Source organism: Promicromonospora sp. NPDC057488, assembly GCF_042802395.1.
Taxonomy (GTDB): Bacteria; Actinomycetota; Actinomycetes; order Actinomycetales; family Cellulomonadaceae; genus Promicromonospora.
The window spans coordinates 32,584-58,838 of sequence record NZ_JBHVEG010000020.1 but is presented as its reverse complement, the minus strand read 5'-3'; the positions used below and the strand labels follow the sequence as shown (position 1 = coordinate 58,838).

24 protein-coding genes are annotated in these 26,255 nt (G+C 73.2%); 11 read left to right on the top strand and 13 right to left on the bottom strand.

Translation table 11 applies throughout. From position 1 onward, the window contains the following. Nucleotides 1-56 precede the first annotated feature (56 nt). The 5 genes from ACFU5G_RS06570 to acs form a co-directional block, all read right to left on the bottom strand. Nucleotides 57-1,694, bottom strand: coding sequence for an AMP-binding protein (locus tag ACFU5G_RS06570; protein ID WP_377241980.1), 1,638 nt, complete (start codon nucleotides 1,692-1,694; stop codon nucleotides 57-59). A gap of 150 nt (nucleotides 1,695-1,844) precedes the next feature. Further along, the gene (locus tag ACFU5G_RS06565) at nucleotides 1,845-2,645 is read right to left on the bottom strand and encodes a serine hydrolase (protein WP_377241978.1); all 801 of its coding nucleotides are present in this window, start codon (nucleotides 2,643-2,645) and stop codon (nucleotides 1,845-1,847) included. A 22-nt stretch (nucleotides 2,646-2,667) separates the two neighbouring features. After that, nucleotides 2,668-3,399: a type 1 glutamine amidotransferase gene (locus ACFU5G_RS06560; protein WP_377241976.1), complete on the bottom strand. Its 732-nt coding sequence runs from the start codon at nucleotides 3,397-3,399 to the stop codon at nucleotides 2,668-2,670. Beyond that, on the bottom strand, nucleotides 3,396-3,689 hold the full coding sequence (locus ACFU5G_RS06555) for a hypothetical protein (RefSeq protein WP_377241974.1): 294 nt from the start codon (nucleotides 3,687-3,689) through the stop codon (nucleotides 3,396-3,398). The genes ACFU5G_RS06560 and ACFU5G_RS06555 overlap by 4 nt, the downstream gene beginning before the upstream one ends. 116 nt (nucleotides 3,690-3,805) lie before the next feature. Continuing rightward, the gene (acs, locus tag ACFU5G_RS06550) at nucleotides 3,806-5,836 is read right to left on the bottom strand and encodes an acetate--CoA ligase (RefSeq protein ID WP_377241972.1); all 2,031 of its coding nucleotides are present in this window, start codon (nucleotides 5,834-5,836) and stop codon (nucleotides 3,806-3,808) included. Between the two features lie 181 nt (nucleotides 5,837-6,017). On the opposite strand from acs, the gene ACFU5G_RS06545 reads away from it, so the two are divergent. Further along, on the top strand, nucleotides 6,018-7,109 hold the full coding sequence (locus tag ACFU5G_RS06545) for an NADH:flavin oxidoreductase/NADH oxidase (protein WP_377241970.1): 1,092 nt from the start codon (nucleotides 6,018-6,020) through the stop codon (nucleotides 7,107-7,109). Between the two features lie 671 nt (nucleotides 7,110-7,780). Here ACFU5G_RS06545 and ACFU5G_RS06540 read toward each other — a convergent pair. Together ACFU5G_RS06540 and ACFU5G_RS06535 are read right to left on the bottom strand one after the other, a co-directional pair. Beyond that, nucleotides 7,781-8,338 (bottom strand): GNAT family N-acetyltransferase, encoded by a 558-nt coding sequence (locus ACFU5G_RS06540; RefSeq protein ID WP_377241968.1) that lies wholly within the window; start codon nucleotides 8,336-8,338, stop codon nucleotides 7,781-7,783. A 133-nt stretch (nucleotides 8,339-8,471) separates the two neighbouring features. Then, nucleotides 8,472-9,308, bottom strand: a complete 837-nt coding sequence (locus ACFU5G_RS06535) for an HAD family hydrolase (RefSeq protein WP_377241966.1) — start codon at nucleotides 9,306-9,308, stop codon at nucleotides 8,472-8,474. Nucleotides 9,309-9,562: 254 nt separating this feature from the next. On the opposite strand from ACFU5G_RS06535, the gene ACFU5G_RS06530 reads away from it, so the two are divergent. From ACFU5G_RS06530 to ACFU5G_RS06490, 9 genes are all read left to right on the top strand, one after another. After that, nucleotides 9,563-10,357 (top strand): pilus assembly protein FlpE, encoded by a 795-nt coding sequence (locus tag ACFU5G_RS06530; protein ID WP_377241964.1) that lies wholly within the window; start codon nucleotides 9,563-9,565, stop codon nucleotides 10,355-10,357. An 11-nt stretch (nucleotides 10,358-10,368) separates the two neighbouring features. Continuing rightward, complete coding sequence (locus ACFU5G_RS06525) at nucleotides 10,369-11,544, top strand: TadA family conjugal transfer-associated ATPase (RefSeq protein ID WP_377241962.1); 1,176 nt, start codon at nucleotides 10,369-10,371, stop codon at nucleotides 11,542-11,544. Continuing rightward, a complete protein-coding gene (locus tag ACFU5G_RS06520; RefSeq protein ID WP_377241960.1) occupies nucleotides 11,538-12,689 on the top strand; it encodes a type II secretion system F family protein in 1,152 nt (383 codons plus the stop codon). Before ACFU5G_RS06525 ends, ACFU5G_RS06520 begins: the two co-directional genes overlap by 7 nt. A gap of 144 nt (nucleotides 12,690-12,833) precedes the next feature. Further along, the gene (locus ACFU5G_RS06515; protein ID WP_377241958.1) at nucleotides 12,834-13,052 is read left to right on the top strand and encodes a DUF4244 domain-containing protein; all 219 of its coding nucleotides are present in this window, start codon (nucleotides 12,834-12,836) and stop codon (nucleotides 13,050-13,052) included. A 2-nt stretch (nucleotides 13,053-13,054) separates the two neighbouring features. Next, complete coding sequence (locus ACFU5G_RS06510) at nucleotides 13,055-13,399, top strand: TadE family type IV pilus minor pilin (protein ID WP_377241956.1); 345 nt, start codon at nucleotides 13,055-13,057, stop codon at nucleotides 13,397-13,399. Beyond that, a complete protein-coding gene (locus ACFU5G_RS06505) occupies nucleotides 13,384-13,887 on the top strand; it encodes an Rv3654c family TadE-like protein (protein ID WP_377241954.1) in 504 nt (167 codons plus the stop codon). The genes ACFU5G_RS06510 and ACFU5G_RS06505 overlap by 16 nt, the downstream gene beginning before the upstream one ends. A gap of 63 nt (nucleotides 13,888-13,950) precedes the next feature. Then, the gene (locus ACFU5G_RS06500; protein WP_377241952.1) at nucleotides 13,951-15,009 is read left to right on the top strand and encodes an ATP-binding cassette domain-containing protein; all 1,059 of its coding nucleotides are present in this window, start codon (nucleotides 13,951-13,953) and stop codon (nucleotides 15,007-15,009) included. Beyond that, nucleotides 15,006-15,890 (top strand): ABC transporter permease, encoded by an 885-nt coding sequence (locus tag ACFU5G_RS06495; protein WP_377241950.1) that lies wholly within the window; start codon nucleotides 15,006-15,008, stop codon nucleotides 15,888-15,890. The genes ACFU5G_RS06500 and ACFU5G_RS06495 overlap by 4 nt, the downstream gene beginning before the upstream one ends. Before the next feature lie 4 nt (nucleotides 15,891-15,894). Further along, nucleotides 15,895-16,128, top strand: a complete 234-nt coding sequence (locus ACFU5G_RS06490) for a helix-turn-helix transcriptional regulator (protein ID WP_377241948.1) — start codon at nucleotides 15,895-15,897, stop codon at nucleotides 16,126-16,128. A 60-nt stretch (nucleotides 16,129-16,188) separates the two neighbouring features. Here the strand turns inward: ACFU5G_RS06490 and ACFU5G_RS06485 are convergent, their stop codons facing one another. Continuing rightward, nucleotides 16,189-18,201, bottom strand: a complete 2,013-nt coding sequence (locus ACFU5G_RS06485) for a CocE/NonD family hydrolase (RefSeq protein ID WP_377241946.1) — start codon at nucleotides 18,199-18,201, stop codon at nucleotides 16,189-16,191. Between the two features lie 96 nt (nucleotides 18,202-18,297). Then, entirely contained in the window at nucleotides 18,298-20,916 is a 2,619-nt protein-coding gene (locus ACFU5G_RS06480; protein WP_377241944.1) for a DEAD/DEAH box helicase, read from the bottom strand. 136 nt (nucleotides 20,917-21,052) lie between these two features. On the opposite strand from ACFU5G_RS06480, the gene ACFU5G_RS06475 reads away from it, so the two are divergent. Further along, on the top strand, nucleotides 21,053-23,359 hold the full coding sequence (locus ACFU5G_RS06475) for a hypothetical protein (RefSeq protein ID WP_377241942.1): 2,307 nt from the start codon (nucleotides 21,053-21,055) through the stop codon (nucleotides 23,357-23,359). Between the two features lie 22 nt (nucleotides 23,360-23,381). Here ACFU5G_RS06475 and ACFU5G_RS06470 read toward each other — a convergent pair whose 3' ends face one another. From ACFU5G_RS06470 to glp, 4 genes are read right to left on the bottom strand one after another with little or no spacing between them, the layout of a single operon-like run. Further along, a complete protein-coding gene (locus tag ACFU5G_RS06470; protein ID WP_377241940.1) occupies nucleotides 23,382-23,930 on the bottom strand; it encodes a methylated-DNA--[protein]-cysteine S-methyltransferase in 549 nt (182 codons plus the stop codon). A 51-nt stretch (nucleotides 23,931-23,981) separates the two neighbouring features. Next, on the bottom strand, nucleotides 23,982-24,230 hold the full coding sequence (locus ACFU5G_RS06465) for a DUF6457 domain-containing protein (RefSeq protein WP_377227189.1): 249 nt from the start codon (nucleotides 24,228-24,230) through the stop codon (nucleotides 23,982-23,984). Further along, nucleotides 24,227-24,853, bottom strand: a complete 627-nt coding sequence (locus ACFU5G_RS06460) for a molybdenum cofactor guanylyltransferase (RefSeq protein ID WP_377241938.1) — start codon at nucleotides 24,851-24,853, stop codon at nucleotides 24,227-24,229. The genes ACFU5G_RS06465 and ACFU5G_RS06460 overlap by 4 nt, the downstream gene beginning before the upstream one ends. After that, nucleotides 24,850-26,190: a gephyrin-like molybdotransferase Glp gene (glp, locus tag ACFU5G_RS06455; protein ID WP_377241936.1), complete on the bottom strand. Its 1,341-nt coding sequence runs from the start codon at nucleotides 26,188-26,190 to the stop codon at nucleotides 24,850-24,852. The genes ACFU5G_RS06460 and glp overlap by 4 nt, the downstream gene beginning before the upstream one ends. Nucleotides 26,191-26,255 lie beyond the last annotated feature (65 nt).

Here is a 26,255-nt window from a genome sequence, read left to right as displayed (position 1 = left end):
GCGCAAAGCGAAGAAACTTAGGCCTCGAAGGGGATGGGGTGATCAGCGGATCGCGGTCAGGGGAGCTCCCGGCGGACGACCTTGCCCGTCGGGTTGCGGGGGAGCTCGTCCAGGAAGTGGATGTCGCGGGGGAGCGAGAAGCGCGGGAGCTCCGCCCGGAGCTGGTCCAGCAGGGCCTCCGCGGTGAGCGTCGCGCCCTCGCGCAGCACCACGTACGCCGCGAACCGGTGGCCGAACCGCTCGTCGGGCACGCCGAACACCGCGACGTCCGCGACCTCGGGCTGGGCCGTGATCGCGTCCTCCACCGGGCGCGGGAACACGTTCTCGCCGCCCGAGACGATCATGTCGTCGGCGCGGCCCAGCACGTAGAGCCGTCCCTCGGCGTCGAGCCGGCCGCGGTCGCCCGTGGCCATCAGGTCGCCGAACATCGGCTTGCCCGTGCCGTTCGTGTACCCCTCGAACAGCATGCCGTTGCCCACGCAGATCTGGCCGACGTCGCCCTGCGGGACCGGCCGGCCGGCGTCGTCCAGGATGCCGATGCGGGTGCCGAGCGGTGGCCGCCCCGCCGTCGTCGGCTCCGCTGCCAGGTCCTCGGGCGTGGAGATAGAGGCCCACGAGGCCTCGGTCGAGCCGTACAGGCCGTAGAGCACCGGGCCGAACTCGTCGAGGAACTGCGTGATCCGCTCGGCGGGCATGGCCGAGCCGGAGTAGGCGACGACGCGCAGCGACGACGTGTCGTAGCGGGCCTTGACCGCCGCGGGCAGGTCGAGGATGCGCTGCAGCATGACCGGGACCGCGATCAGGGCCGTCACCCGGTGCTCGGCGATCATGCGGAGGGTCGTCTCGGGGTCGAAGCGCCGGGGCAGCACCAGCTCGGCGTGCAGCGCCATGCCGAGCTGCAGCGCCGCGAGCCCCCAGGTGTGGAAGATCGGCGTGGAGATCATCATCCGGTCGCCGGCCCGCAGCGGGATGACGGACAGCAGCGACGCCGCCTCGCTCAGCCCGTGCGGCTGCGGGCGGCGCGCGCCCTTCGGGGTGCTCGTGGTGCCCGAGGTCATGACGACGGTGCGGCCGGGCCGCTCCGGGATCGGCACCCGGGCGGGGTCGCCGGACGCGACCAGCTCGGCCAGGCCGGAGGCGCCGTCGTCGGCCCAGGTGGTGTGCACGCCCAGGCCGGAGGGCGGGTCGGGGCCCTGGTCCAGGAACTCCTGGTCGGCGAGCAGCAGCACCGGGTGCTGCTCGGCGACGACGGCGGAGACCTGCGCGGGGGAGAGGCCGGAGTTGAGCAGCAGCGTGGTCGCGCCGAGCTTCGCCAGCGCGACCATGGCCTCGATCAGGCCGCCGTGGTTGCGGCACAGCACGGCGACGGGGGACCCGACGCCGACGCCGCGGTCCCGCAGGGCGTTGGCCAGGCGGTTCGCGCGCTCGTCGAGCTCGCGGAAGGTCGCGGTGCGCTGCTCGTCCGCGAACGCGGTCTGGTGCGGGGCGCGGACGGTGCTGGCGCGGTAGCCGCCGGCGATCGACGGACCCCACGTGACGAGCTGCCAGACGGCGCCCACGTCGCGGTGCACGCGCAGGCCCGGCGCCAGCACGCCCGAGCGGACGAGGTAGAAGCCCTGGTTGAGCAGGTTCTCCTTGCGGTCGACCTGCGCGAGGCCGCCGGCGCGGCCCTCCTCGGCACTGGTGGTCAGCACGTCGCCCCCCTTGGCTCGCCACTATTGCACCCGCATTCAATAGTACGGAGATGTGTGGAGGCAACCCCCGGCCGTCGGCCGGGGGTTGCGGCGCCCGTCTCCTTCGAAGCCTAGGTTTCTTCGCTCTGGCGCGGCCGAAAGCGAAGAAACTTAGACCTCGAAAGAGGCGAGCGCGACCGCCAGCGCCCCCAGCGCCTTGAGCGTCTCCTCCGCGGCCTGCTCGTCGTAGCCGCGCGTGCACACCGCGACCACCAGGGCGTCCGGACCCGGCTCGCCCACGAAGGCGACGTCGTGCCGGATCCCGTCCACCCAGCCGGACTTCGAGCCGAAGGGGACACCGCCGGGGACGGCGGCGGTGAGCTGCCGGTCGGTCTGACGGCCGAGCAGCTCGCACATCCAGGCGGTCCGCTCCGGGCTCGCGAGCGCGCCCGTGACCAGCGCGGACATCAGCAGACACAGGTCGGCCGCAGTCGTGGTGTGCGACGCGCCCGCCTTCTCGGCGGCCAGGTCCGAGTACTTGCGGCCGAAGATCGACCGGGTGGCACCGGCGTCGGCCAGCACCTGGTTCACGGCGGGGATGCCCACGCGCTCGACCACCATGTTGGTCGCCTCGTTGGACGACACCGTGACCATCCGGTCGACGACGTCGCCCAGCGGCATCGGCGTGCCGTCGGGCGGCAGGCCGTCGTCGACGTCGTCCGGCTCGATCGTGTACTCGCCCGCGCCGGGCACCTGCGACGTGAAGGTGCGGGTCGCGACGCACGTGTCGTCGAGACGGACCGTGCCGGCGTCGAGCGCTCGCGCGGCCGCCACCAGCACCGCGAGCTTCACGGTGGAGGCGGCGTAGAGGTCCAGGTCGTCCTGCCGCGCGGCCAGCACCTCGCCCGAGGCTCGTGCCACCCGGTACGCCACCACCGGCACCCCGTCGCTGTGCGTCCCTGTCGAGACCATGTGCGTGCTCGTCCTCTCGTCGTTACTTCGCCGTCGCGTGCACGACGTCGGACCAGGCGCGCACCAGCGCGCTCGACTGCGCCTCGTTCTCGGCCGCGTGCAGCAGGGCCGCCTCGGCCAGCACCGCCCGGTCGATGCCCTGCTCCGAGAGCGCGGCCTCGTCCCAGGTCGCGATCCGCTCCGGTCGCGCCTCGGGATGGAACTGCAGGCCCCAGGCCGCCTCGCCCACGCGGAACGCCTGGTTGCGGCAGGCGTCGCTGGTCACCAGCAGCGTCGCCGACGGCGGCAGCGCCGTCACCGAGTCCTCGTGGTTCTCGATCATCCACAGCGGGCCGTCCGGCCCGCCGGACAGGCCGCGAATGCCCGGCAGGTCGCCGAAGACCGGGTCGTCCGCGGCGGCGGGCAGCACCGTGAGCGCGCACATGCCGCGCTCCGTCTCGCCCGACCGCGCCGTGACGCCGCCGCCCGTGACGTGCGCCAGGAGCTGCCCGCCGAGGCACAGCCCGAGCAGCGGCACGCCGTCGGCCAGCGCCTGGTTGGTCAGCGCACGCTCGCGGGCCAGGAACGGGTGCCCGGCGTCGTCGTCCGGCATGAAACCGCCGCCCAGCAGGACCACGCCCCCGAACCCGTCGAGGGTCTCGGGGAGCTCCGCGGCCGGCGTGAGCACCGGGTCGAGCCCGGCCTCGGGGAGCCACTGCTCCAGGCGGCCCATCGAGCTGGTCGACGAGTTCAGCACCACCAGGACGCGCGTCATGCGCCGGTCCCGGGGGCGGTGAGCTCGCGCGCGAAGTGGCAGGCGGTGACGTGGTCCGGCGCGGCACCCCGGGTGACCAGGGCGGGCACCTCCGTCTCGCACACGGACGGGACGAGGCGCAGGCCCGGATGCGGGACGACGCCGTCCGCGCGGTCCGCCCCGGCGCCGTCCGCCGACGACGCGGCGGCCCCGTCCCGCGCCTCGGGCAGGGTCGGCGCGAGCCAGCAGCGCGTGTGGAACGGGCAGCCGGACGGCGGGTCGACCGGGGAGGGCGGGTCGCCCTCCAGCACGATCCCGCCGACGCCGGGGCGTTTTTCGCGGGTCGGGCCGGCGTTGGTCGAGCTTGTCGAGACCGGGGTCCCGACAAGCTCGACCGACGCGCGGGCAGGATGCCCGAGCGAAGCGGTCAGTCCTCCGAGGAGGCCGACGGCGCCGCCAGGCCCGCCGTGATCAGGTCCATCACGGAGGAGTCGGCCAGCGTGGTCGCGTCGCCGACGGCGCGGTCCTCGGCGACGTCGCGCAGCAGGCGGCGCATGATCTTGCCCGACCGGGTCTTGGGCAGCTCCGGTACCACGAGGATCTTCTTCGGCTTGGCGATCGGACCGATCTCCTTGCCGACGTGGTCGCGCAACTCCTTCTGCACCTCGGCGGCGCCCTCCGGCGTGGAGGCCCGGCCGGCGTGGCTGCCGCGCAGGATCACGAACGCGACGACGGCCTGGCCGGTGGTCTCGTCCGCGGCGCCGACGACGGCGGCCTCCGCCACGATCTCGTGCGACACGAGCGCCGACTCGATCTCGGTGGTGGACAGCCGGTGCCCGGACACGTTCATCACGTCGTCCACGCGGCCGAGCAGCCAGATGTCGCCGTCCTCGTCCTTCTTGGCGCCGTCACCGGCGAAGTAGAGGCCGTCGAACCGGGACCAGTACGTCTCCTTGTAGCGCTCCAGGTCGCCCCAGATGCCGCGGAGCATGGACGGCCACGGCTCGGAGAGCACGAGGTAGCCGCCCCCGCCGTCGGGCACGGGCTTGGCCTCGTCGTCGACCACGGTCGCGGCGATGCCGGGCAGCGCGACCTGTGCCGATCCGGGCTTGGTCGCGGTGACGCCCGGGAGCGGGCTGATCATGATGGCGCCGGTCTCGGTCTGCCACCACGTGTCGACGATCGGGGCCTTGTCGCCACCGATCACGCGGCGGTACCACATCCACGCCTCGGGGTTGATGGGCTCGCCCACCGAGCCGAGCACGCGCAGCGAGGAGAGGTCGAACCCGCCCGGGATGTCGTCGCCCCACTTCATGCAGGTGCGGATCGCGGTGGGGGCGGTGTACAGGATCGAGACCTTGTACTTCTCGATGAGCTCCCACCAGCGGCCGCGGTGCGGGGTGTCGGGCGTGCCCTCGTACAGCACCTGCGTGGCGCCGTTCACGAGCGGCCCGTAGACCACGTAGGAGTGGCCGGTGACCCAGCCGACGTCGGCGGTGCACCAGTAGACGTCGGTCTCCGGCTTGAGGTCGAACACGTTCTTGTGCGTGTACGCGGCCTGCGTGAGGTAGCCGCCGGTGGTGTGCAGGATGCCCTTCGGCTTCCCGGTGGTGCCGCTGGTGTACAGGATGAACAGCGGGTGCTCCGCCTCGACCGCAACGGGCTCGTGCTGGTCGGAGGCGGCGGCGAGGGCCTCGTGCCACCACACGTCCCGGCCCTCGACCCACTCGACGTCCTGCTCGGTGCGCTGCACGACGAGCACGTTGCGGACCGTCGTGGGCTCGGCGCCCTCCTTCGGGGCGAGCGCCTCGTCGACGGCCGGCTTGAGGGCGGACGGCGCGCCACGGCGGTAGCCGCCGTCGGCCGTGATGACCAGGGTGGCCTCGGCGTCGGCGATCCGGCTGCGCAGCGCGTCGGCGGAGAAGCCGCCGAAGACGACGGAGTGCGCGGCGCCGATGCGGGCACAGGCCAGCATGGCGACGACCGACTCGACGAGCATGGGCAGGTAGATGACCACGCGGTCGCCGGTCTGCACGCCCAGGGCGGTGAGCGCGTTGGCCGCGCGGGACACCTCCTGCTGCAGGTCGGCGTACGTGACCGTGCGGGTGTCGCCCGGCTCGCCCTCGAAGTGGATGGCGACCCGGTCGCCGTTCCCGGCCTCGACGTGCCGGTCCACCGCGTTGTACGCGGCGTTGAGCGTGCCGTCGGCGAACCAGCGCGCGACGGGGGCACCGCTCCAGTCAAGGGTCTCGGTGAACGGCTTCTTCCAGGTCACGAGCTCCCGGGCCTGCGCGGCCCAGAACTCCAGGCGGTCGGCCGACGCCTTCTCGTACAGGTCGGCCTGTGCGTTCGCCTGAGCCGCGAACTCCGCGCTGGGCGGGAAGCTCCGGGTCTCGTGCAGAAGGTTCTCGAGGCTGGGGCTGGCTGCCGAGCCCGTCGTCGGGTTGGTGTCTGTCACGGTGACCTCCGGTGCGCGTCTTCGCGTTCGTTCGGGCAGGTGCTTGGGGCTGCCTTGACGTTCTCTCTGGTCGGTGAGTGTAGTCCCGGACGGTGACACCCCTCACAAATGGGTGTCACTTCCTGAGACGTCGGTCGGCAGCCCCGGAATGGGGCGCCCAGCGGCCACGTTGGGGGCTGACGTGAGCCTCCTCTTCGAACCCGTCGCCCTCCGCGGCCTCTCCCTGCCCAACCGCGCCTGGCTGGCGCCGATGTGCGAGTACTCGGCGGACGACGGCCTGCCGAACGACTGGCACCTCGTGCATCTCGGCGCGCGTGCCGCCGGTGGGTTCGGGCTGCTGCTGACCGAGGCGACCGCCGTCGTCGCCGAGGGGCGCATCTCGCCGCAGGACACGGGCATCTGGAACGACGAGCAGACGGCTGCCTGGAAGCGGATCGTGGACTTCGTGCATGCGCGCGGGGCGAAGATCGGCATCCAGCTCGCGCACGCGGGGCGCAAGGCGTCGACCTTCCGGCCGTGGGCCGTGGAGCAGGGCAGCGTGCCCTTCGCCGACGGCGGCTGGGCGACCGTCGGGCCGTCCGCGGTCCCGTACCCGGGATTCGAGATCCCCGCGGAGATGACCCCCGAGCAGGTGGCGGACGTGCCCGAGCACTTCGCGGCCGCCACGCGCCGAGCGCGCGAGGCCGGGTTCGACACGGTCGAGGTGCACGCGGCCCACGGTTACCTGCTGCACCAGTTCCTGTCGCCCGTCGCCAACTCGCGGACCGACGAGTACGGCGGGTCGCCCGAGGCGCGCTCGCGGCTCGTCGAGGAGACGGTGGGCGCCGTACGTGCCGCCTGGCCCGAGGACCTGCCCGTGCTGGTGCGGCTGTCCGCGACCGACTGGCTGGACGAGGGCCTCGGGGTGGACGACGTCGCCGCCGTCGCCAAGCGGCTCGGCCCGCTCGGCGCGGACCTGATCGACGTGTCGACCGGCGGGGTGGCGCCCGCGTCGATCGCCGTCGGACCGGGGTACCAGGTGCCGTACGCGCGCCGGGTGCGCGAGGTGTCCGGGCTGCCGGTCAGTGCGGTGGGCCTCATCAGCGACCCGGTCCAGGCCGAGCAGATCCTTGTGGAGGGCTCGGCGGACGCCGTCATGATCGGCCGGGAGGCGCTGCGCGACCCGCACTGGCCGCTGCGGGCGGCGCACACGCTGCGCGAGGAGATCGGGACGGTTCCCGTGGACGCCGGCGTGGGGGTGCAGCCGCAGTACTCGCGGGCGCGGTGGCGGTGATGTGCTGAGGGCTGCGGGGCGGGGGTGCTGGTACGCGGGTGCTCGGGTTTTGCGGCGCGGGAGCTGATGTTCTGGGCCGTGCCGTGCTGTGCCCAATTTTGCGCGGGTTTTGCGGCGCCGGATTTGTGGGCCGGGAGAGCGGTGAGTTCGGCTCGGCGGTGAGCGGGAATCACGGCTGACGGCGTTTCGACGCCTGGAGAATGCTGGGCGTGGTGATTCTTTTCCGGCCGGCGTGCATTCCGCGAAACGATTCGCCGTGCGGCCGGGCTCCTCGCATTTTCCGTTCGCGATCCGGAAGTGCGAGGGCCCGGCCACTGCGGTGGCGAGATCTCGGCCTACGAGCACGGAATCCGGGAGCATCCTCAAGCCGGGTTCCGCTCTCACCAGCTGGACGGGGTTGACCGTGCACGTCGCTCGCTGTCGATCGGGCTGACGCCTTCTCGACCCAGGGCACGGTCCCTGCCGCCCTGAATACTTGCTGTGAACACAATCACACTGCCTACTCGTCACAAAAGCAACCTGAGCGCGCTGATCTTCACAATTGCCAATTCCTGTCATGCGCACAATTCCCGGGGAAAATCTTCGGCCTTACCGATCCTTGACCTGATGCGGTCCGGGTGGGCGGTGGGGTGCGGTTTGCGGATTGGCTTGTTGGTGCGGATGTGCGGGGCTCAGAGGTGTCGCAGGTACTGGCGGCAGACGTGCACGCGAGCGAACCGTGCGCGCATCTCAGCCTCACGAACGATGTCCGCGTGCAGGAAGGCGATCACCGGCGCCGAGAGCCCGTCCGGCGTCGTGAAGCCGTCCGCCGGCTCGTCGCCGTGCTTGTACACGTGCAGGTAGCGGAAGTTCTCGACGAATCCCGATCCGAGGTACCAGGCGTTCGCGGCCTGGTCCTCGCGGGTCCAGGCGTCGAGGACGGTTGCCCCCGCCTCCCGGACCTGCGTGAGGGCGGCGTCAAGGAGCGCCGTCGCGATGCCCTGGCGGGCGTGGTCGGGGTGGACGGCGACGGTGTCGATCGTCGCGGCAGGACCATCGATCTCGATGTCGAGCAGGCCGGCGATCGTCCCGTCGTCGGCCTCTGCCACCACGCTGACGGCGGGGAGGTCGAAGGCGGTGCGGCTCGGCTTCACGTCGTCGTAGTACTGCGTGCTCAGGAAGGACAGCACGCGGCAGCGGAGCCAGCCCGGCTCGTCCGCGGGCAGGTAGGGGCGCACTGAGAAGGTCATGGTTCACCGATCGTCGAAGGGCAGGACGGAGCGGTGCGCTCGGCGGCGCACGGCGGGTCTCGCGCTCAGTTCGACGACATAGGACCGAGGATGCCGGATGGCGTCGGCGTCGGTCGACGGATTACTTGCGGCGTCAGGCCGAGCGGCGCCGCGAGCGGCGTCGGGCCGCCCGCCAGACCAGCCACACGGTGACGCCCACCGCGACGGTGCCCACGACCGCGAGGAGCGGGAGCGGCTCGATGCGGGGGCGCAGCGCGATCGGGCGGGTGAACGCGAGCACGCCCCAGCCGGACTGCGCGGCCCGGCGCTTCAGGACCCGGTCCGGGTTGACCACGAAGGCGTGGCCGACCGCCGCCAGCATCGGGGCGTCAGTGATGGAGTCCGAGTAGGCGAAGCTCTGCGCCAGGTCGTACCCCTCGCTCACGGCGAGCCGCCGGACGCCCACCGCCTTGTTGTCGCCGTAGTTGTAGAAGTCGATCTCGCCGGTGAAGCGACCGTCCTCGACCGTCATCTGCGTGGACAGCACGTGGTCCGCGCCGAGCACGGCCGCGATGGGCTCCACCAGCACCGCGGCGGACGCCGAGACCACCACGACGTCCCGACCTGCCGCGTGGTGCTCCTCGATGAGCTCCACTGCCTCGGCGTAGACGTAGGGGTCGATGAGCTCGTGCACGGTCTGGGTGACGATCTGCCGGACCTTCTCCACGTCCCAGCCGGTCACGAGGGACGACAGGTGCGCGCGCATCCGCTCGGTCTGGTCCGCGTCGGCGTTGCCGATCATGAAGACGAAGTGGGCGTAGGCGCTGCGCAGCACGTCGGCGCGCGAGAGCAGCCCGCCCGCCAGGAACGGCCTCGAGAACGCCGCCGACGAGCTCGTGGCGATGATCGTCTTGTCGAGGTCGAAGAACGCGGCGGTACGCGGGGCGTGCGACAGCGGTCGAGAAGCGGTCTGGGGCACCTGCTCGGTCACGCGACGAGCCTAGCGGGGGCGGTCCATCGAAGTGGCCTCCTGATCGAGTGTTCGCCCAACTGGATGAAACTCGTCCGGCCGGACGGCAGACCCTCCGCACGGCGGGACGGGCCGACGAGCCCGACCACAGGCACCAGTTCTCGCCGTTCGTGCACAGCCGCCTCGAAGTGGTCGGCGAGACACGGGTCCCAGCGCCCAACCTGATCGCGGAAGCCGGGTGAGTGCCCGGAACAGGGTCGGGCGGAGGAGGCGCGATGGTCAGCACGATGGGTGGTGTCCGGCCGGAACCGGGTCGAGTGATCGGTGTGGTCGGGGCGTGCGGCGGCGCGGGCGCGTCGGTGGTCGCCGCCTGCGTGGCGCACGGTCTGCGCCGCGGCGGGGAGCGGGCCACGCTCGTGGATCTCGACGCGCACGGTCCAGGGACGGACCTGCTGCTCGGGTCCGACGGCGTCCGTGGCGCGCGCTGGCCGGACCTCGTCGAGGCGCGTGGTGAGGTCGACGGGGTCGGGGTGGTCGCGGCGCTGCCCCGCTGGGGTGCGGTGCCCGTGCTGAGCGCGACTGCGTCCGGCACGCCGCCCGACGACGACGTGGTGCTGGGCGTCTGCCGCGGGCTGGTGCGTGCGGGCGAGACGCTCGTGCTCGACCTGCCGCGCCCCGGGGCCTGGGGGAGCACGACCCGGCGGGACAGTGTGTCCGGGCCGGACGACGGGCCCGAGCCCGGTGGCGGACTGGCGGTGCGCGCCCTGCTCGCGGCCTGCGAGACGGCGCTGCTCGTCGTGCCGCTCACCCTGCCCGCGACCGTCGGGGCGCAGCGGGTCCGGGACGCGCTGCGCGGGGCCGGCGCGACCGACCTGCGGGTGGTCGCCCGCGGTCCCGCGCCCGGAGCTGTCCACCAGGACGACGTCGGCGCAGCCCTCGGGCTGCCGGTCGCCGGGGCGGTGGGCCGCGACACCGGGCTGGCCCGGGCGATCGACCGTGGAGAGGGTCCCGCGCTGTCGGGCCGGACCGTGCTCGGCCGCTTCGCGCACGACCTGGCGGCCGCGCTGTGAGCGGCGGCGTTGTGCATGACGGTGTCGTGCACGGCCGCGCGGTGGAGGCGTCCCTGCTGGACGACGTCCGTGCGCGGCTGGCGACCGGTCGCACCGGCGCGGGCGCCGCCGTGCGCGACGCGGTCCGGCACTCCGGGCGGGTGCTCGGGTCCGACGCGCTGCGCGACCTGGAGCGGTCCGCGCGGGCCGAGCTCACCGGCGCCGGCCTGCTTCAACCGCTGCTCGACGCAGCCGACGTGACCGACGTGCTCGTCAACGGCCCGCGCGACGTGTGGGTTGAGCGGGGCGCGGGGCTGGAGCGGGTCGCGCTCGGCCTGGGCTCAGCCGCCGACGTACGGGCGCTTGCCGTCCGCCTGGCCACGCTGGGTGGGCAGCGCCTCGACGACGCCTGCCCGACCGTGGACGCGCGGCTGCCTGACGGCACCCGGCTGCACGCCGTGCTGGAGCCCCTCGCGGAGTCCGGCGCGCTGATCTCGCTCCGCGTGCTGCGCACCCGCGCGTTCACGATCGACGAGCTCGTGGCCGGCGGCGCCCTGCCACGGCAGTGGGCCGGACTCCTGCGGGCGCTCGTGCGGAGGCGGGCGAACGTGCTGATCAGCGGCGGTACGGGCAGCGGCAAGACGACGCTGCTCGCCGCCCTGCTCTCCCTGGTGCCCGACGACGAACGAGTGGTGACCGTCGAGGAGGCACGAGAGCTGCGACCCGCGCACCCGCACGTGGTGCACCTGGCCGCCCGGCGCGCCAACGTCGAGGGCGCGGGGGCGGTCGACCTCGCCGACCTGGTGCGGAACGCCCTGCGCATGCGGCCCGACCGGATCGTGCTCGGCGAGTGCCGCGGCGCTGAGGTCCGCGAGGTCCTGATGGCGATGAACACCGGGCACGACGGCGGTTTCGCGACCCTGCACGCCAACGCCGTCGCCGTGGTGCCCGCGCGGCTGGAGGCGCTCGCGGGCCTGGCCGGGATGACCCGGGAGGCGGTCGCCGCGCAGGCCGCGGGCGCCCTGGACGTGGTGCTGCACCTCAGGCGCAGGCAGGGCACGCGGTACCTGGCGGAGGTCGGGCTGGTGGGACGCGGCCGGGGCGGGGAGCTGGAGGTGCGCCCAGCCGCGTGGTGGGACGGCGGCGAGCGCTGCCCCACCGACCCGGCCGCGTGGAGCGAGCTGGTGGGGAGGTACGGGCCGTGGTGAGAGTCGTGGAGTCGTTCGGCGTGGGGCTGCTCGTCGCGGTCGGCCTCTGGCTGGTGCTGGAGCGCGGCGGGCGTCGGGTGGTCGAGGTGCTGGGCCGCCCGGGCGCTCGTGCCGCCGGCCTGGTCACTGATGTCCGCCCGGCCGACGTCGTGGTCCGAGTGGCTGGGGCCGATCCGGAGGCGGGTATCCGGCCCAGCCGCAGAGGAGCGGCCGGGCGGCCGGCGGGCGGGGACGTCCGGGTGGTCGTGCTGCAGGTGGTCGCGCTGCTCAAGGCGGGATCGCCACCCGGAGCGGCCTGGTCGCGGGCCGCCGGTGTGAGTGCGGACCTCGCGGGCGTGCCCGACGCCGATGCGCTCGGCCGGGTGCTCGGGGCCTGGCACGCGGAGGCGGTGGTCGCGGCCACCCGGCTCGCGCTCGACGTCGGCGCACCGCTCGGGCGGGTGCTCGAGCAGGTCGCCGGGACCCTCGTCGCGGAGGCCGAGGCGCGCGCCGAACGGGACACGGCGCTCGCGGGGCCGCGCACGACTGGCCGGCTGCTCATGTGGTTGCCGGTCGCCGGCGGCTTCCTGGGTTGGGTCCTCGGCGCCGACCCGGTCGGCACGGCGACGGACGGAGGCATCGGCACGGTCGCGGTCGGCACGGGCCTGGTGCTGCTGGTGGTCGGCCGCCTCTGGTCGGACCGGCTGGTGGCCGCGGCCCGTGGCGCCGAGCGGCCCGGCGTCGACGTTCCGGTGGTGCTGGAGCTCGTCGCAGCAGCCCTTCGGTCCGGGGCGGGCGTGCCGCGCGCGCTCCAGGCGGTCGGTGCTGCGGTTCGTGGTGCGGACGGTCCGGTGCTCGACCGGGCGGCCCACGCGCTCGTGCTCGGCTCCGCCTGGGAGCGGGCCTGGGCTCAGGCGCCGGTCGCGCTGGGTCCGATGGTCCGTGCGTTGCGCGGCGCCTGGTTGGACGGTGCCGCGCCGGGCGAGGCGCTGCGTGCTGCCGGGGCGGAGGTGCGGCACGAGCGGAGCGCGGCGACCCGTACGGCGGCCGCTCGGCTCGGTGTGCGGCTCGTGCTGCCCCTCGGCGTCTGCTACTTGCCCGCCTTCGTGCTGGTGGGTCTGGTCCCGGTGCTGCTGGCGCTGGGCATCGACCTGCTCAGGGGGTGAGCAGGCCGGGAACGAGAACTTCGGTGCGCGCGAGCGCGCCGTCGCCGTCCGCCACGCGGTGGACGGGGCCCGCAGCCGCGGGCCGTACAGGGTGCCCGCGTCCGTGCCGAGAGGCTGGACGAGGGCTGAGCAGGAGGGGAAGACATGACGATCACGACAGCGGTGGCCTGTCCCGAGCCGGATGACCGGCGGCGGACGGAGGACGACGAGCAGGGGTCGGAGAGGGGGCTGGCCACGGCCGAGTACGCGATCGCGACACTCGCCGCGGCGGCGTTCGCCGGCGCGCTGATGGCTGTCCTCAAGGGCGGTGACGTGAAGGGGATGCTCACGTCGCTCATCCAGTCGGCGCTGACGACCGGCTGACCATGACGGAACGTGAGCCGGAACGCGGCACCGTCACGGCCGAGCTGGCCATCGGTCTGCCGGTCGTCGTCCTCGTGCTCGTCGCCGTGCTCACCCTCGCGGCCGCGTCCACGGCGCAGATGCGCGCCATGGACGCGGCCCGCGCGGGGGCGCGGGCGGTGGCGATCGGTGAGCAGGCGTCCGCGGTGGCGGCGACCGTCGCCCGGGTGGGCGGGTCCGAGGCCCGGATGTCGCTGGACCACGAGGGCGAGTGGGTGCGGGTGACCGTCACGCGGCCGGTCTCGGGCGGTTGGGTGACCGGGCCGCTGCGGGCCACGGGGAAGGCGACGGCATGGGTCGAGCCATGAGGCGGCGGCAGCGCGGTCTCGGACGGGCGGAGGATGTGCCGCCCGGGCCAGAGAAGGGCACCGACTCCGAGAGCGGCGCCGGCACCGTCCTGGTGCTGGGGATCGTCGCCGCGATCCTGCTGCTCGCGGTCGGCATCGCGGCGCTCGGGGCGGCCCAGAACGCCCGCGGTGCCGTGCAGGCGGCAGCGGACCTCGGGGCGCTCGCCGGTGCGACCGCGCTGCGCGACGGGTTCGACCCCTGCGGTACGGCGGGCGCCGCCGTGACGCGCAACGGCGCCGAGCTCTCGTCGTGCGAGGTGCGCGACGGCGGCGTCGTGCGGGTCGCCGCGACGCGTGCGGCGGTCGGCCCGGCGGGGGTGCTCGGGAGCGCGCGTGCCACCGCGCGGGCCGGTCCGCGGGAGTCTGGATCGAGGGAGTCCGGTCCGCGGGAGTCCGGGCCGCAGAGCGCCGGCCCGGAGGGAGCCGGGTCAGAGGACAGCACGCGATAAATGGGATGACGTGGTCCAGATACGGAATGTAGCATCACTGCTATGGCTGGTACGGAGAGTGTGATGAGTGCACGGAACGGACCTCGGCCGTCGAGCGACGTGGCGCTCGACGTGCGCGACCTACGGATGAGATACGGCACGAAGGACGTGCTCAAGGGCGTGTCCTTCACCGCGGGGCGTGGCGAGGTCGTCGCGCTGCTCGGGCCCAACGGCGCCGGCAAGACCACCACGATCGAGATCCTCGAGGGCTTCCGCATGCGGTCGGCCGGCGAGGTCCTGGTGCTCGGGCAGGACCCGGCGCACGGGGACGAGGCCTGGCGCGCGCGGCTGGGCGTCGTGCTCCAGTCGTGGCGCGACCACGGCCGGTGGCGGGTGCGGGACCTGCTCGGGTACCTCGCGCGGTTCTACGTCCCGTACTCGACACCCGAGGTGTCGCGGCCCTGGGACGTGGAAGAGCTGATCAGGGTGGTCGGCCTGGCGGAACAGGCCAACGCCAAGGTCCAGACGCTCTCGGGAGGGCAGCGGCGCCGGCTGGACGTGGCGATCGGAATCGTCGGGCGTCCGGAGCTGGTGTTCCTCGACGAGCCGACGGCGGGCTTCGACCCGCACGCCCGTCGTGAGTTCCACGACCTGGTGCACCGGCTGGCCGACTTCGAGAACACGACGGTCCTGCTCACCACGCACGACCTCGACGAGGCCGAGAAGCTCGCGGACCGGATCCTCGTGCTCGACGGCGGCACGGTCGTGGCCAACGGGTCGGCCGAACAGCTGGCTCGCGAGCTGACCACGCAGGCGGAGGTGCGCTGGACCTCGGGCGGGCACCGGAACGTCCACGCCGTGGCCGAGGGCGACCCCACCGGGTTCGTCCGTCAGCTGCTGGCCGGCGACCCCGACGTCACCGACCTCGAGGTCAAGCGGGCCAGCCTCGAGGACACCTACATGGCGCTCGTGCACCGCGCCGAGACCTACCGACCAGAGTCGGACGGCGCCGCGCCGGGCCCTGCCGAGGATGGCCAGGCCGAGGATGGCCAGGCCGAGCAGGACCAGGCCGAGGACGGCCAGGCCAAGCCGGACCAGGCCGAGCCGGACCGCGCCGAGCAGAGTGAAGGAGTGCAGCCATGAGCGCGACCGTGACGACGTCCAGGAGCACGCGGAACGACGCGCGCGGGGCTGCCGTCCGCGCCGGGCTGACCCGGGGCTGGCTCGAGACCAAGTACTCGATCACGAGCGCGAGCGACCTCGTCTGGATCCTGGCGTTCCCCGTCATCTACGCCGTGGTCCTGCTGTTCATGCGGGGCAGCACGGTCCCCGGCACGGACTTCGCGCTCGGCGCCATGGTGCTGCCGAGCCTCGTCGGGATGAGCATCGCGTTCGGCGGACTCACCGGGCCCGCCAGCACGATCGCCGTCGACCGGGAGGACGGGACGCTGCTCCGGGCGAAGGCGACACCCAACGGCATGGTGGGCTACCTGGTCGGCAAGATCCTCATGTTCGCGCTGACCACCCTCGTGGGCCTGCTCGTCCTGGTCATCCCCGCCGTCACGGTCGCGAGCGAGCTGCGGCTGGACGGCCGCACCGTCCTGCTGCTGGCGTTGGTCTTCCTGGTCGGGATGATCGCCACCGTGCCGATCAGCGTGGCGCTCGGGTCGCTGCTCAAGAGTGCCTCGCAGACCGGGCTGCTGTTCCTGGGCTCGATGCTCCTGATCGTGCCGTCCGGGATCTTCTACCCGATCACCGCCCTGCCCGAGTGGCTGCAGTGGGTGGGCCAGGCGTTCCCCTACTACTGGCTGGGGCTGGGCGCCCGGTCGGCGATGCTCCCGGAGAGCATGGTCACCGCCGAGATCGGCGAGTCGTGGCGCACGTTCGAGATGTTCGCGGTGCTCGGTCTCTGGGCGGTTGTGGGTATGGTGCTCGCGCCGATCGTGCTTCGCAGGATGGCCCGCAGGGAGTCGGGTTCCACAGTGGCGGCGGCGCGGGAGCGTTACATGGCCAAGGGGTACTGAGCTGGTGGCGGAGCAGTCCGACGTCGTCCACAACCGCATCGCGATGCTGCGTGCCGAACGCGGTATCTCGCGACGGGAGCTCGCCGACGCGCTCGGCGTGCATTACCAGACCGTGGGCTACCTCGAACGGGGCGAGTACAGCCCCTCGCTGTTCCTCGCGCTGCGGATCGCGGAGTACTTCGGCGTGGCGGTCGAGGTCGTGTTCTCGACGAGCCCGTTCAAGCGGCTGGGCGAGTAGCGGCGGGCGCGCCGCGGCGAGACCGTCGTGATCGCGACAGCCCCACCGCGGCGCGCGCGGTCATCGCGGCACGACCACCCGGGGCTCGGGCAGGAGTGCCGACCGGCTGACGTCGGCGGCGTCCGGCACGAGGCTGTGGCCCGGCGCGAAGCTCTTCATCGGGCCGGACACGGGCAGGTTGAGCGTCGTGGCGCCCAGGTCGATCGAGTACTGCGTCGCCGCACGGTCCACGGTCACGGTGGCGCCCCGGTCGGTGCCCATGACCACGAGCCCGAGCTGATGGCCGGCGGGGACCACCAGGTCGTTGGTCTGCATCTCGACCGTCACGGTGTGCGTGCCGGCGCCGTCGAGCCGGGCCCAGCCGCGGCCCAGCACCTGCAGCTCGGTGGACCCGATGTTGCGGACGACGTCGCGATAGCAGGCGTCGTCGGCCCCGGCGGACTCCCCGTAGCAGGACTCGGTGCCGAGCGTCGTCGCGCCGTCACCGGAGGTGAGCACGCGGTCCATCACGCCGTAGTCGACGAGGCCCACCGTGATCTGGCCGGTCGGCGCCCCGTGGGTCACGGTCGTCGTGACGGACGCCGCCCCCGACAGCCGCAGGTCGTCGGTCAGGGTCCCGGTGCGGAACAGCAGGCGGTTCGGGTTGGTGCCCGCGGTCAGGGCGGTGTTGAAGGTCTGGTTCGGGGCGTTCACCCAGCCGGCGTGGGCCGCCCGGCCGCGTGCGCCGAGGGCGAGGCTGCTGTCCGCGCGGGGCCGCAGCCGTGCCGTGCGGTCCGTGACCGGCCAGGTCGTGGAGGTCACCACCTCGTTCGGGGCCACCTCGACCCGCACCGCCGGCTCGTCGACGATGCCGTTGTCGATCCCGAGCAGCTCGTGGTCGAACCAGCGGTGCAGCGTGTCCACCCACTCGGCGCGGTCGGAGTCGAACGGGTCCACGTGGCCCAGCCGGGTGAGCCACAGCTTGCGCTGCACGCCCTGCTCGCCGAGCGCCGTCCACCAGCGGGAGAAGTTCGGGGTGTCCACGTTGGTGTCCTGCGCGCCGTGCACCACGAACACGCTGGCGGTGACCTGCGAGGCGTCGAAGAGGGAGCCGGAGCGGTAGTCGCGCTCGTCCCAGAAGGCGTTGTGGGCGCCGGACGCGTCGTCGGCCGCCGTGTTCAGGGCCTCGGTGATCGCCGAGCAGTCCGTCGCGACGTGCCGGCCGCCGGCCACGTAACCCATGAGGAAGCGCGGGTAGCTGGCCGAGAAGGGGAGGCCCTGCGCCCGGTCGTAGTCGTACCAGGAGCTGATCGCGCCGATCGGCACGATGGTCTCCAGCCCCTCGACGCCGGTCGCGGCCACGCCGTTGGCGAGCGTGCCGTCGTAGGACTTGCCGATCATGCCGGTCTTCCCCGTCGACCAGTCGGCGACCACGGGCTCCCCGGTGTCCGGGTCCACCGCCGTTGCTCTCCCGTTCAGCCAGTCCACGACGGCCTTCACCGAGAGCACGTCCGAGGGCCCGCCGTGGTCCGTGCAGCCCGTGGACCAGCCGGTCCCGGCCATGTCGACCGCCACGTACGCGTACCCGCGCGGCACGAACCAGTTGTCGTAGTAGAGCGGGAACAGCGAGGGGTCGCCGTCGGCGTCGTACTCCTTGAGCTCGCTCTCGTTGCCGCGGCCACAGCACGCGTAGTACGGGCTGGCGTCCATGACGACGGGCACCTCGGCCACGCCGTCGAGCTCGGCCGGGCGGATGATGTCGGCGCGGATCTGCTCGGGGTCGCCGTCGCCGTCCAGGTCCGGCGCGACCACGTCCACCGACTCGCGGATCGCGTCCGCGTAGTCGTAGACGGCCGCGGTGACGCCGTCGTCGAGGACGAACGGTTCCGTCGTCGAGGCGGTTGCGGCCGGGCCCGCCGTCGTCGGTCCCGTCGCCGCCACGCCCGCTGCCGTCCTCGCGAGCGGGCTCGCGGTTGCGGGTAGATCGAGCGGCGCAGCCCCGGCCGGAACGATCCCGGCGGCCAGGGTGAGCCCGGTGAGCGCGGCGACGGCGGCCGCGGCGACCCGCTTGGCCCGGACGTGGTGGACTCGCATCGGCGTGCTCCCTCGCGACGAACGGCCTGGTCGAAAGGGAACATAACGGGTGAATGTCGCTGACGGAAGACCGCTTCGTTACGACCCGGTAAGCGGCTAGGACGCGCTCAGCGTCGCCCCGGGATCGTGCGACAGCACCGCGTCCAGCAGCCGCACCGCGGCATCCTTGTCGAGCGGCGAGTTGTAGTTGCCGCACTTCGGCGACTGCACGCACGCCGGGCAGCCGTCGGCGCAGGGGCAGGCGGCGATGGCGTCGCGGGTGGCCCGCAGCCAGGCGGCGCCCAGGTCATAGGCCCGCTCCGCGAAGCCCGCGCCGCCCGGATAGGCGTCGTAGACGAACACGGTCGCCTCGCCGGTGTCGGGGTGCAGCTCGGTCGACACCCCGCCGAGGTCCCAGCGGTCGCACGTCGCCAGCAGCGGCAGCAGCCCGATCGACGCGTGCTCCGCGGCGTGCAGGGCGCCCGGCGTCTGCTCGGGGGAGATGTCCGCCGCGCGCAGCACGAACTCCGGGACCGACCACCAGACCGCGACCGTCCCGAGGGTGTGCTCGGGCAGCTCGAGCTGCTCCGTCCCCAGGACCTGCATGTCCGGGACGCGACGGCGCTGGAAGCTCACCACCTGCGACGTCACCTCCACGGCACCGAGACCCCAGGTGATCGGCCCCCACTCCCGGGTGACGAGATCGCGGCCGGGGCCGTCGTCCGGGACGCCGTCGCCCTCCTGCGCACCGGCCTCGCCGACGTCGTCCCAGCCCTCGATCGCCACCGACATGACCGACCGCGACCACGTCCCGTAGTCGAGCCGCCGGCGCTGCACGACGGCGGTGTGGTCGGTCAGGTCGAGGTGTGCCACCACATAGGTGGTGCCCTGGTGCGTGTAGACGGCGCCGTCGTGCACCTGGCCGTCGGCCGAGGCGGCGTCGACCGTGCCGAGCATCCGGCCGGTGCCCTGCTCCACCACGCGGACGGGCGTGCCGCCCGCGCCGCGCAGGTCGGTCAGACCGGCGGCGGGCTGGTGGTGGGTCCAGTACCACCCGGAGGTCCGACGCCGGAGCGCGCCCCGGGCGACCAGCACGTCCAGGATGCCGCGCACGTGGCCGGGATCGCCGAAGTCGGCGAGGTCCTTCGACCGCAGCGGCGCCTCCTGGGCCGCCGCGCACAGGTGCGGCGCCAGGACGTGCGGGTTCGACGGGTCGAACACCGTGGCCTCCAGCGGGGCGTCGAACACCGCCTCGGGGTGGGTCACGAGGTAGGTGTCGAGCGGGTCCTCGCGCGCGACGAACGCGACCAGACCGTCCGAGCCGGCCCGCCCGGCGCGCCCCGCCTGCTGCCACAGCGACATCCGGGTGCCCGGCCAGCCGGCGATGAGCACCGCGTCGAGGCCGGAGATGTCCACACCCAGCTCCAGCGCGTTGGTGGTCGCCAGGCCGAGCAGGTCGCCGGTCCTCAGGGCCTGCTCCAGCTCGCGGCGTTCCTCCGGGAGGTAGCCGCCGCGGTAGGCCGCGATCCGGCGGCCGGCCTCGGGCGCGGAGTGCCGCAGGTGGTCGCGGGCCTGCTGGGCCACCGACTCCGCGCCGCGCCGCGACCTGGTGAACGCGAGGGTGCGGGCGCCGGCTTCGGCGAGGTCGGCGAGCAGGTCGGCGACCTCGGCGGTCGCGGAACGCCGGGGATGCTCCGGTGGAGCCGTGGTCGCGACGGGCTCGGCCTCCCCGTCCGCGCCGGGCAGGGCCCAGGGGTCCGGCTCCGCGGGATCGGCTCGTCGCATCGAGTTCGGCTCGTCGCCGGACCGATCTTGGTGCGGGCTGCCGATCTGGGCACCGTCCTCGCCGCCGTCGACCGGCGCACGCCAGGAGGCGATTTCCGGCGGCTGCCAGAGCAGCACCGTGCGGCGTCCCGAGGGGGAGCCGTCCTCGGTGACGGCGGTGACGTCGTCGGGCCGCACGCCGATGAGGCGGGCCGCGCTGACGGCGGGCTCCGCCGTCGTCGCCGAGGCGACGACGAACGTGGGCGAGCCCTCGCCGTACCGCGCCGCGAGGCGCGCGAGCCGCCGCAGCACGAGCGAGACGTGCGCGCCGAAGACGCCGCGGTAGGCGTGCCCCTCGTCCACGACGACGTACCGCAGCCCCTTCAGCAGCCGTGACCAGCGGCGATGGTTGGGCAGCAGCGCGTAGTGCAGGAAGTCGGGGTTGGTGAGCACGACGTCGGCGTGGTCCTGCACCCAGGAGCGTTCCTCGCGGGACGTGTCGCCGTCGCACGTCGCGACTCGGACGTCGCGCGTGCCGGCCGCGTCGAGGACGCGTTCGAGCGCGCTGAGCTGGTCGGCGGCCAGCGCCTTGGTGGGACTGAGGTAGATGGTCGTGGGGCGCACGTGCGCCGAGCTGATGTTGCCCGGGTCGAGCGTCGCGGCGGCCGCCGCCGTCCGGACCGCCGAGAGCGCGGGCAGCCAGAACGCCAGCGACTTGCCCGAACCCGTCGACGTGGCGACGGCGGTGTGCCGACCCCGGTGGACGAGGTCGGCGGCCTCGGCCTGGTGCGTCCACGGCCGGTCGACGCCGAGCTTCCGGTACCCCTGCACGACCGTCGCGTCCGCCCACTCGGGCCAGTCGGTGTGCTGCGCGGTGCGCTCCGGGAAAGTGCGCGACGCCGTCAGCCGTTCCCCGCGCGCGCCACCGGCGAGGAGCACGTCGAGGAGGGGGTGAGCGGGGACGTCTGGCACGCAGGACAGTGTCGCACCCGTTGTGCGATCGACGACCGGGAGACGACTGCGCGCTGATATCACCCCGGATGCGCCTATCGGGAATGTCGGGCAACCGATATTTTGCAGGCATCCCACCGTCAACCTGGAGACACCCATGCCCAGAATGGACGACGGCGTTCCGCGCCGAAACCAGATGCCCCTCGTCGTCGCGGGAGCACTGGCCGTTGGCCTGATCGCTCCGGCGGCCGCGCCCGCAGCGGCGGCGGACGACAGCACACCTGAAGCCCCTCGGACGCGGGTGGTCGAGGACATCGCCGTCGGCCGTTTCGTGCAGGAGGGGACCCCGGCCCCGGTCGGCGGTCGGCTCGTGCAGCTGGATCCGTTCTACGTCCAAGGGCCCTCCTACTCGATGACGAAGGGCGGCATGTATCCCTTCTCGGGCGAGATGAACGTCGAGGAAGGCGTACTGGACACAGCGTTCGTGGCCTCTGCCGGATACGCCGCCGTATACCGGGGCGACGGCTCGATCGAGCAGTTCGACGCTTCCGGTAACTGGATGCCTGACGTGCCGACGGGGAGCGGTGTGCTCGGCATGGCGAGCGGTTCAGATTTTGGATCGGCGTTCGTCGTGACGGGTGACGGCGAGCTGGTGACCAGCTACTGGGAATGGCAGCAGATCCTGCCGGAAGATCCCCTGGACCTCGGCTATGTCGCTGTCGCTGCCGGCGACGACGTCTTCTACGCCGTCCGGAGCAGCGGAGAGATCGTCGGCTTCGCCAAGCCCGAGAACGAGTCCGGGCTGGCATGCCAGGACTACTGGACTCCCGCCGAGCAGACCAGCTATACCGCGATCAGTGCGGCCGGCCGGGCCTGGATGGCTCTGCGGTCCGACGGCGCCGTCGTGACCTGCGGCTACGGCACCGAACCACTGGTCGGCGAGGTGCACGTCGCTGCGGCAGGTTCGACCTTTGTCGGCGTCGACGCGGGAAGGACGTATGGTCTCGCGGCCTCCAGCACGGGTGAGGTCGCATCGTTCGGCGCGACCGACATGGTTGCCACACAGCCGCCCGCCGGGTCCCGGGTGATCGGGCTGTCGGCGGGAGCCGACACGGGAGCATCGATCCTCGATGACGGATCCCTGATCACCTGGGGCGAGCCGTTGAGCCTGCCGGAATTCCCCGCGGGCACGGAGCGGTTCGTCGCGGTCAGCGAGAACTCCTCGGGCGAGACGTACGCGATCTGGGCACATGAGGTACTGGACCTGCAGATCGACGTGACGGTTCCGGAAAGTGTGCGAATCGGCCAGCGGGTGAACGCACAGGTCGAGGTGACGTACGACGGCACGTATCGCCCGGATGGTCAGCTCTGCCTGGTGGACCGCAGTGAATCGACCGATGCCCTGTGCGCGTTCCAGCTGACGGACGGTGCGGGCACCATTCCGATCGAGACCGACATCAGTATCGCGAGCACGGTCCAGCACCCAGGAACCCGCGAGTTCGGTATCGGCTTCATCAACCCGCTCGGCCGGTTCACGTACACGACCGTTACCTTCGAGGTGCTGCCTCCCGCAGCCACAGAGCTCCGGGCGACCGTACCTTCGAGCTATGCGGCGGGTGCTGACGTATCAGCGACGTTCGAGCTCGACGTCGAGGACGAGACCGTTCCTGCCGGTGAGGTCGTGCTCTGGGCAGTTGTCGGTGAGGACGACGAGGAGCTCGGCTATACCGACGACGATGTGCTGCTCGGCCAGGCACGTATGGATTCGACCGATCCGGTGCGGGTCGAGATCGATTCGGACGCGCTGCCGGACGGACAGTATCCGATCAAGGCCAAGTACCTGCCCGAGCTGGGCCAGGGTGAGTACACACCGACAGCACCTGCGCGGTGGCGAGGAACGCTGACAGTCGGGACAGTCGAGGGAGTCTTCTCCGCCCCCCGCTCTCCGGCGCTCTCCGGCACCGCCCAGGTCGGCAAGACCCTCACGGCCGTGCGCGGCACCTGGACGCCGTCGCCCACGAAGACCACCTACCAGTGGCGCGTGGACGGCAAGGCGGTCTCGGGCGCGACCGGCTCGACGTGGAAGGTCCCGTCGTCGGCCCGCGGCAAGAAGGTCTCGGTCGCGGTCACCGGCACGAAGACCGGCTACACGACCAAGACCCTGGTCAGCCCCTCGTCGTCGGCGGTCAAGGCCGGCGTCTTCTCGGCGCCCGCGCCGAGGATCACCGGCACCCCCAAGGTCGGCGCCAAGCTGTCGGTCGTGCGTGGCGCCTGGACGCCGCAGCCGACCACCGCGAAGTACCAGTGGAAGGTCGGCAGCACGACGATCAAGGGCGCGACCCGCTCCTTCTTCACGGTGCCGAGCTCGGCACGGGGCAAGCGGGTCACCGTGGTCGTGACGGGCTCGGCGGCCGGTTACACGACCAAGGTCGTGTCCAGGACGACGACCAACACGATGAAGTGACGACGCCCGGAGGAGCCCACGCTCACAGGTCGAAGAGCGTGGGCTGCTCCAGGTAGACGCCCTCCGTCTCCAGCATGCGGATCTTGGTCCGCGGGCCGCCGCGGGCCGAGAACCCGCCGACGCGGCGGCCCGCGGCCAGCACCCGGTGGCACGGCACGATCGGCGGGAACGGGTTGCGGCCCATCGCCTGGCCCACGGCCTGGGCCGCCCCGGGCGAACCGAGCTCGGTCGCCACCTCGCCGTACGTGCGGGTCTCGCCGGGCGGGATGGCGCGCACGATCTCGTACACCCGGCGGTCGAAGTCGGGCACGGCACTCATGTTCAGGTGGACCTCCGCGAGGTCGCCGACGCCGTTGTCCAGCAGGTGCTTCAGCCCCTCGACCGCACCCTCTACCGGGTCGGCCGGGGCCTCGACGGCGCCCGGGTACCAGCCCTGTACGGCGGCGCGGAGCTGGTCGGCGCTGCCGTGCGGCAGTGTCGAGCCGACGATCTCCGCGTCCTCGTTCCAGACGAGCGCGCACTCGCCGATCGCGGTGGTGACCACCGCGAACTCGAGCCTGTTCCGGTCCATGCGTCACACGATAGGCCGCACCACTGACACGGTCGGCCTCCGCCCCAGAGGTCAGTCGGTGACCCAGCGGGCCGCCAGGTCCGTCGCCTTCTGCGTGGGGTCCGGTTCGGCGACCAGCGCGCCGGCCGCTGCCAGCCCGTCCGCATAACCGACGGCGTAGGTGGTCAGCGGGGCCGCCGGACGCTCGACGGCGTGGGCGGCGTCCCGGGCGAGGTCCAGGACCTTCTTCATGTCGATGGTGCCGGTCGGGAGGCCGAGCTCCGACTCCAGGTCGGAGATCCACTGCTTGAGGTCTGTCATCTCTCGTCTTTCCGGTATCGGGCCACGTCGGCGGGGGTGTCGATGTCGTCGCTCCAGCCTGCCGGGTCCGGGACCTCGGCGCACCGGAGCGCGCCGACCAGGCGCTTCATCGGCGCCCCGTCCGTCTCGACCCCGTCCAGCCCACCGTCGAGCGCCGCGCGCCGGTACAGCCCGACCAGCCACTGCGCCCGGCCCTCGTGCACCAGGTAGGCGCCGTCCACGGGTTCACGTGAAACGGCCTCCTCCAGGTGCACGATCGCCCGGGCGGCGCCCGGCACGTCGACGGCGAGGAGCAGCACCCACGGCGCACCTGGGTCGGGCAGGGCCCGCAGCCCGGCCGCGAGCCCCGCCACGGGTCCGCCGAACGGCGGATCCTCCCTGGTCAGGAGGGGTGTGGGCCCCGCATAGCCCGACGCCGGATCGCGGGTGGGCAGCGCGCGCGCCAGCTCCGGCGGTCCCACGACCACGACTCGGCGAGCCCGTGCGCTCGCCGTGAGCGCGCGGTCGAGCAGCCGCGTCCCGCCCACGACGAGGCCCGCCTTGGAGGTGCCGTCCAGCCGGGAGGCCCGGCCGCCCGCCAGCACGACGGCGTCGTACCCGACCCGGGGGACGGTCCTGGTCATCGCAGCATCAGTACCTGGACGACGTCGCCGGCGCGCACCTTCTCGACGTCCGGCGGCACCAGGGCGAGGCCGTCCGCGGCGGCCAGTGCGGACAGGGAGTGGTGCGACCCGGCGGGCTCGACCGCGCCGTCGACCAGTCGGACTGGCAGGGCCTGGAGCCGGCCCGCGGGGCTGGACCACGCCGTGGCAGCGTGGAGGGAAAGGTATACGCGGCCGAGGAGGTAACGCTGAGGTAGCACTGCTCGCTCAGCGTTACCTCCTTGGCTGAGTAGGTGCTTCCCCGCGCCCCGCAGACCACGCAGGCGGTCGATCGCCGGCCGTGCGAACAGCTCGAACGATGCGTAGGCGCCCACGGGGTTTCCGGGCAGCGCCAGCCAGGGGACGCCGCGCCAGCGAGCCAGCGCCTGCGGTTTGCCGGGGGACATCGCGACCGTGGCGACGTCGGCGTCCGTCACGCCGGCTGCTTCCGGCGAGGACGCCGCCAGCACCTCCCGCACCACGTCCGCCGCGCCGGCCGAGACGCCGCCCGCGGTCACGATCAGGTCGGCGCCCGCGCCGGGTCCGGGCCGGCCGGCAGCGTCCTCCGTCGGACCCACCGCCGCGTCGAGGGCCGCGCGCAGCGCCCCGGGATCGTCGGGCACCGGCCCCAGGCGGACGACGTCGGCCCCCGCCGCCCGGGCCGCCGCCGCGAGCATCGGGCCGTTGGAGTCCGTGATCTGGCCCGGCCCGAGCGTCCCGCCGACCGGCACCAGCTCCGCGCCCGTCGAGATCACGGCGACCAGCGGCCGCCGTCGGACCGGAACACGCACCGTGCCGGACGCCGCGAGGGCGCCCACCGCCGCCGCCGTCACGGCGGTCCCGGCGCGCGCGAGCAGCTCGCCCCGCGCCACGTCCTCGCCCGCCGCCCGGACGTGCGCCCGCGGCCGCCGGGCCAGGGTCACCGACGACTCGGCCCGCGGCGTGCCCGCGACGAACCGGCCGGTCGAGGTGTGCTCCACCGGGATCACGGCGTCGGCGCCGGGCGGGAGCGGGGCGCCGGTCATGATCCGCACGGCCTGCCCCGGTCCGATCCCGGTCCCGTTGCCGGCGCCGGCCGCGACATCGCCCGTCACCAGGAGCGTCACCGGCGCGCCGTCGGGTGGGAGGTCGGCCAGGCGGACGGCGTAACCGTCCATCGCGGCGCTCACGAACGGCGGGACCGAGACGTGGGCGTGGAGGTCCTCTGCGAGTGTCGCGCCGTCGGCGTCCACCAGGTCCAGCCGGACGACGGGCAGCGGCGCGACCAGCGCGACGACGCGCTCGACGTGCTCCGTGACGCTCCGCAACCCGGACTCCATGGGACGACGCTATGCGAACAGGGTTCTGTCGGGGTTACCTGTGCCTCACAACCCGGCACCCTTCC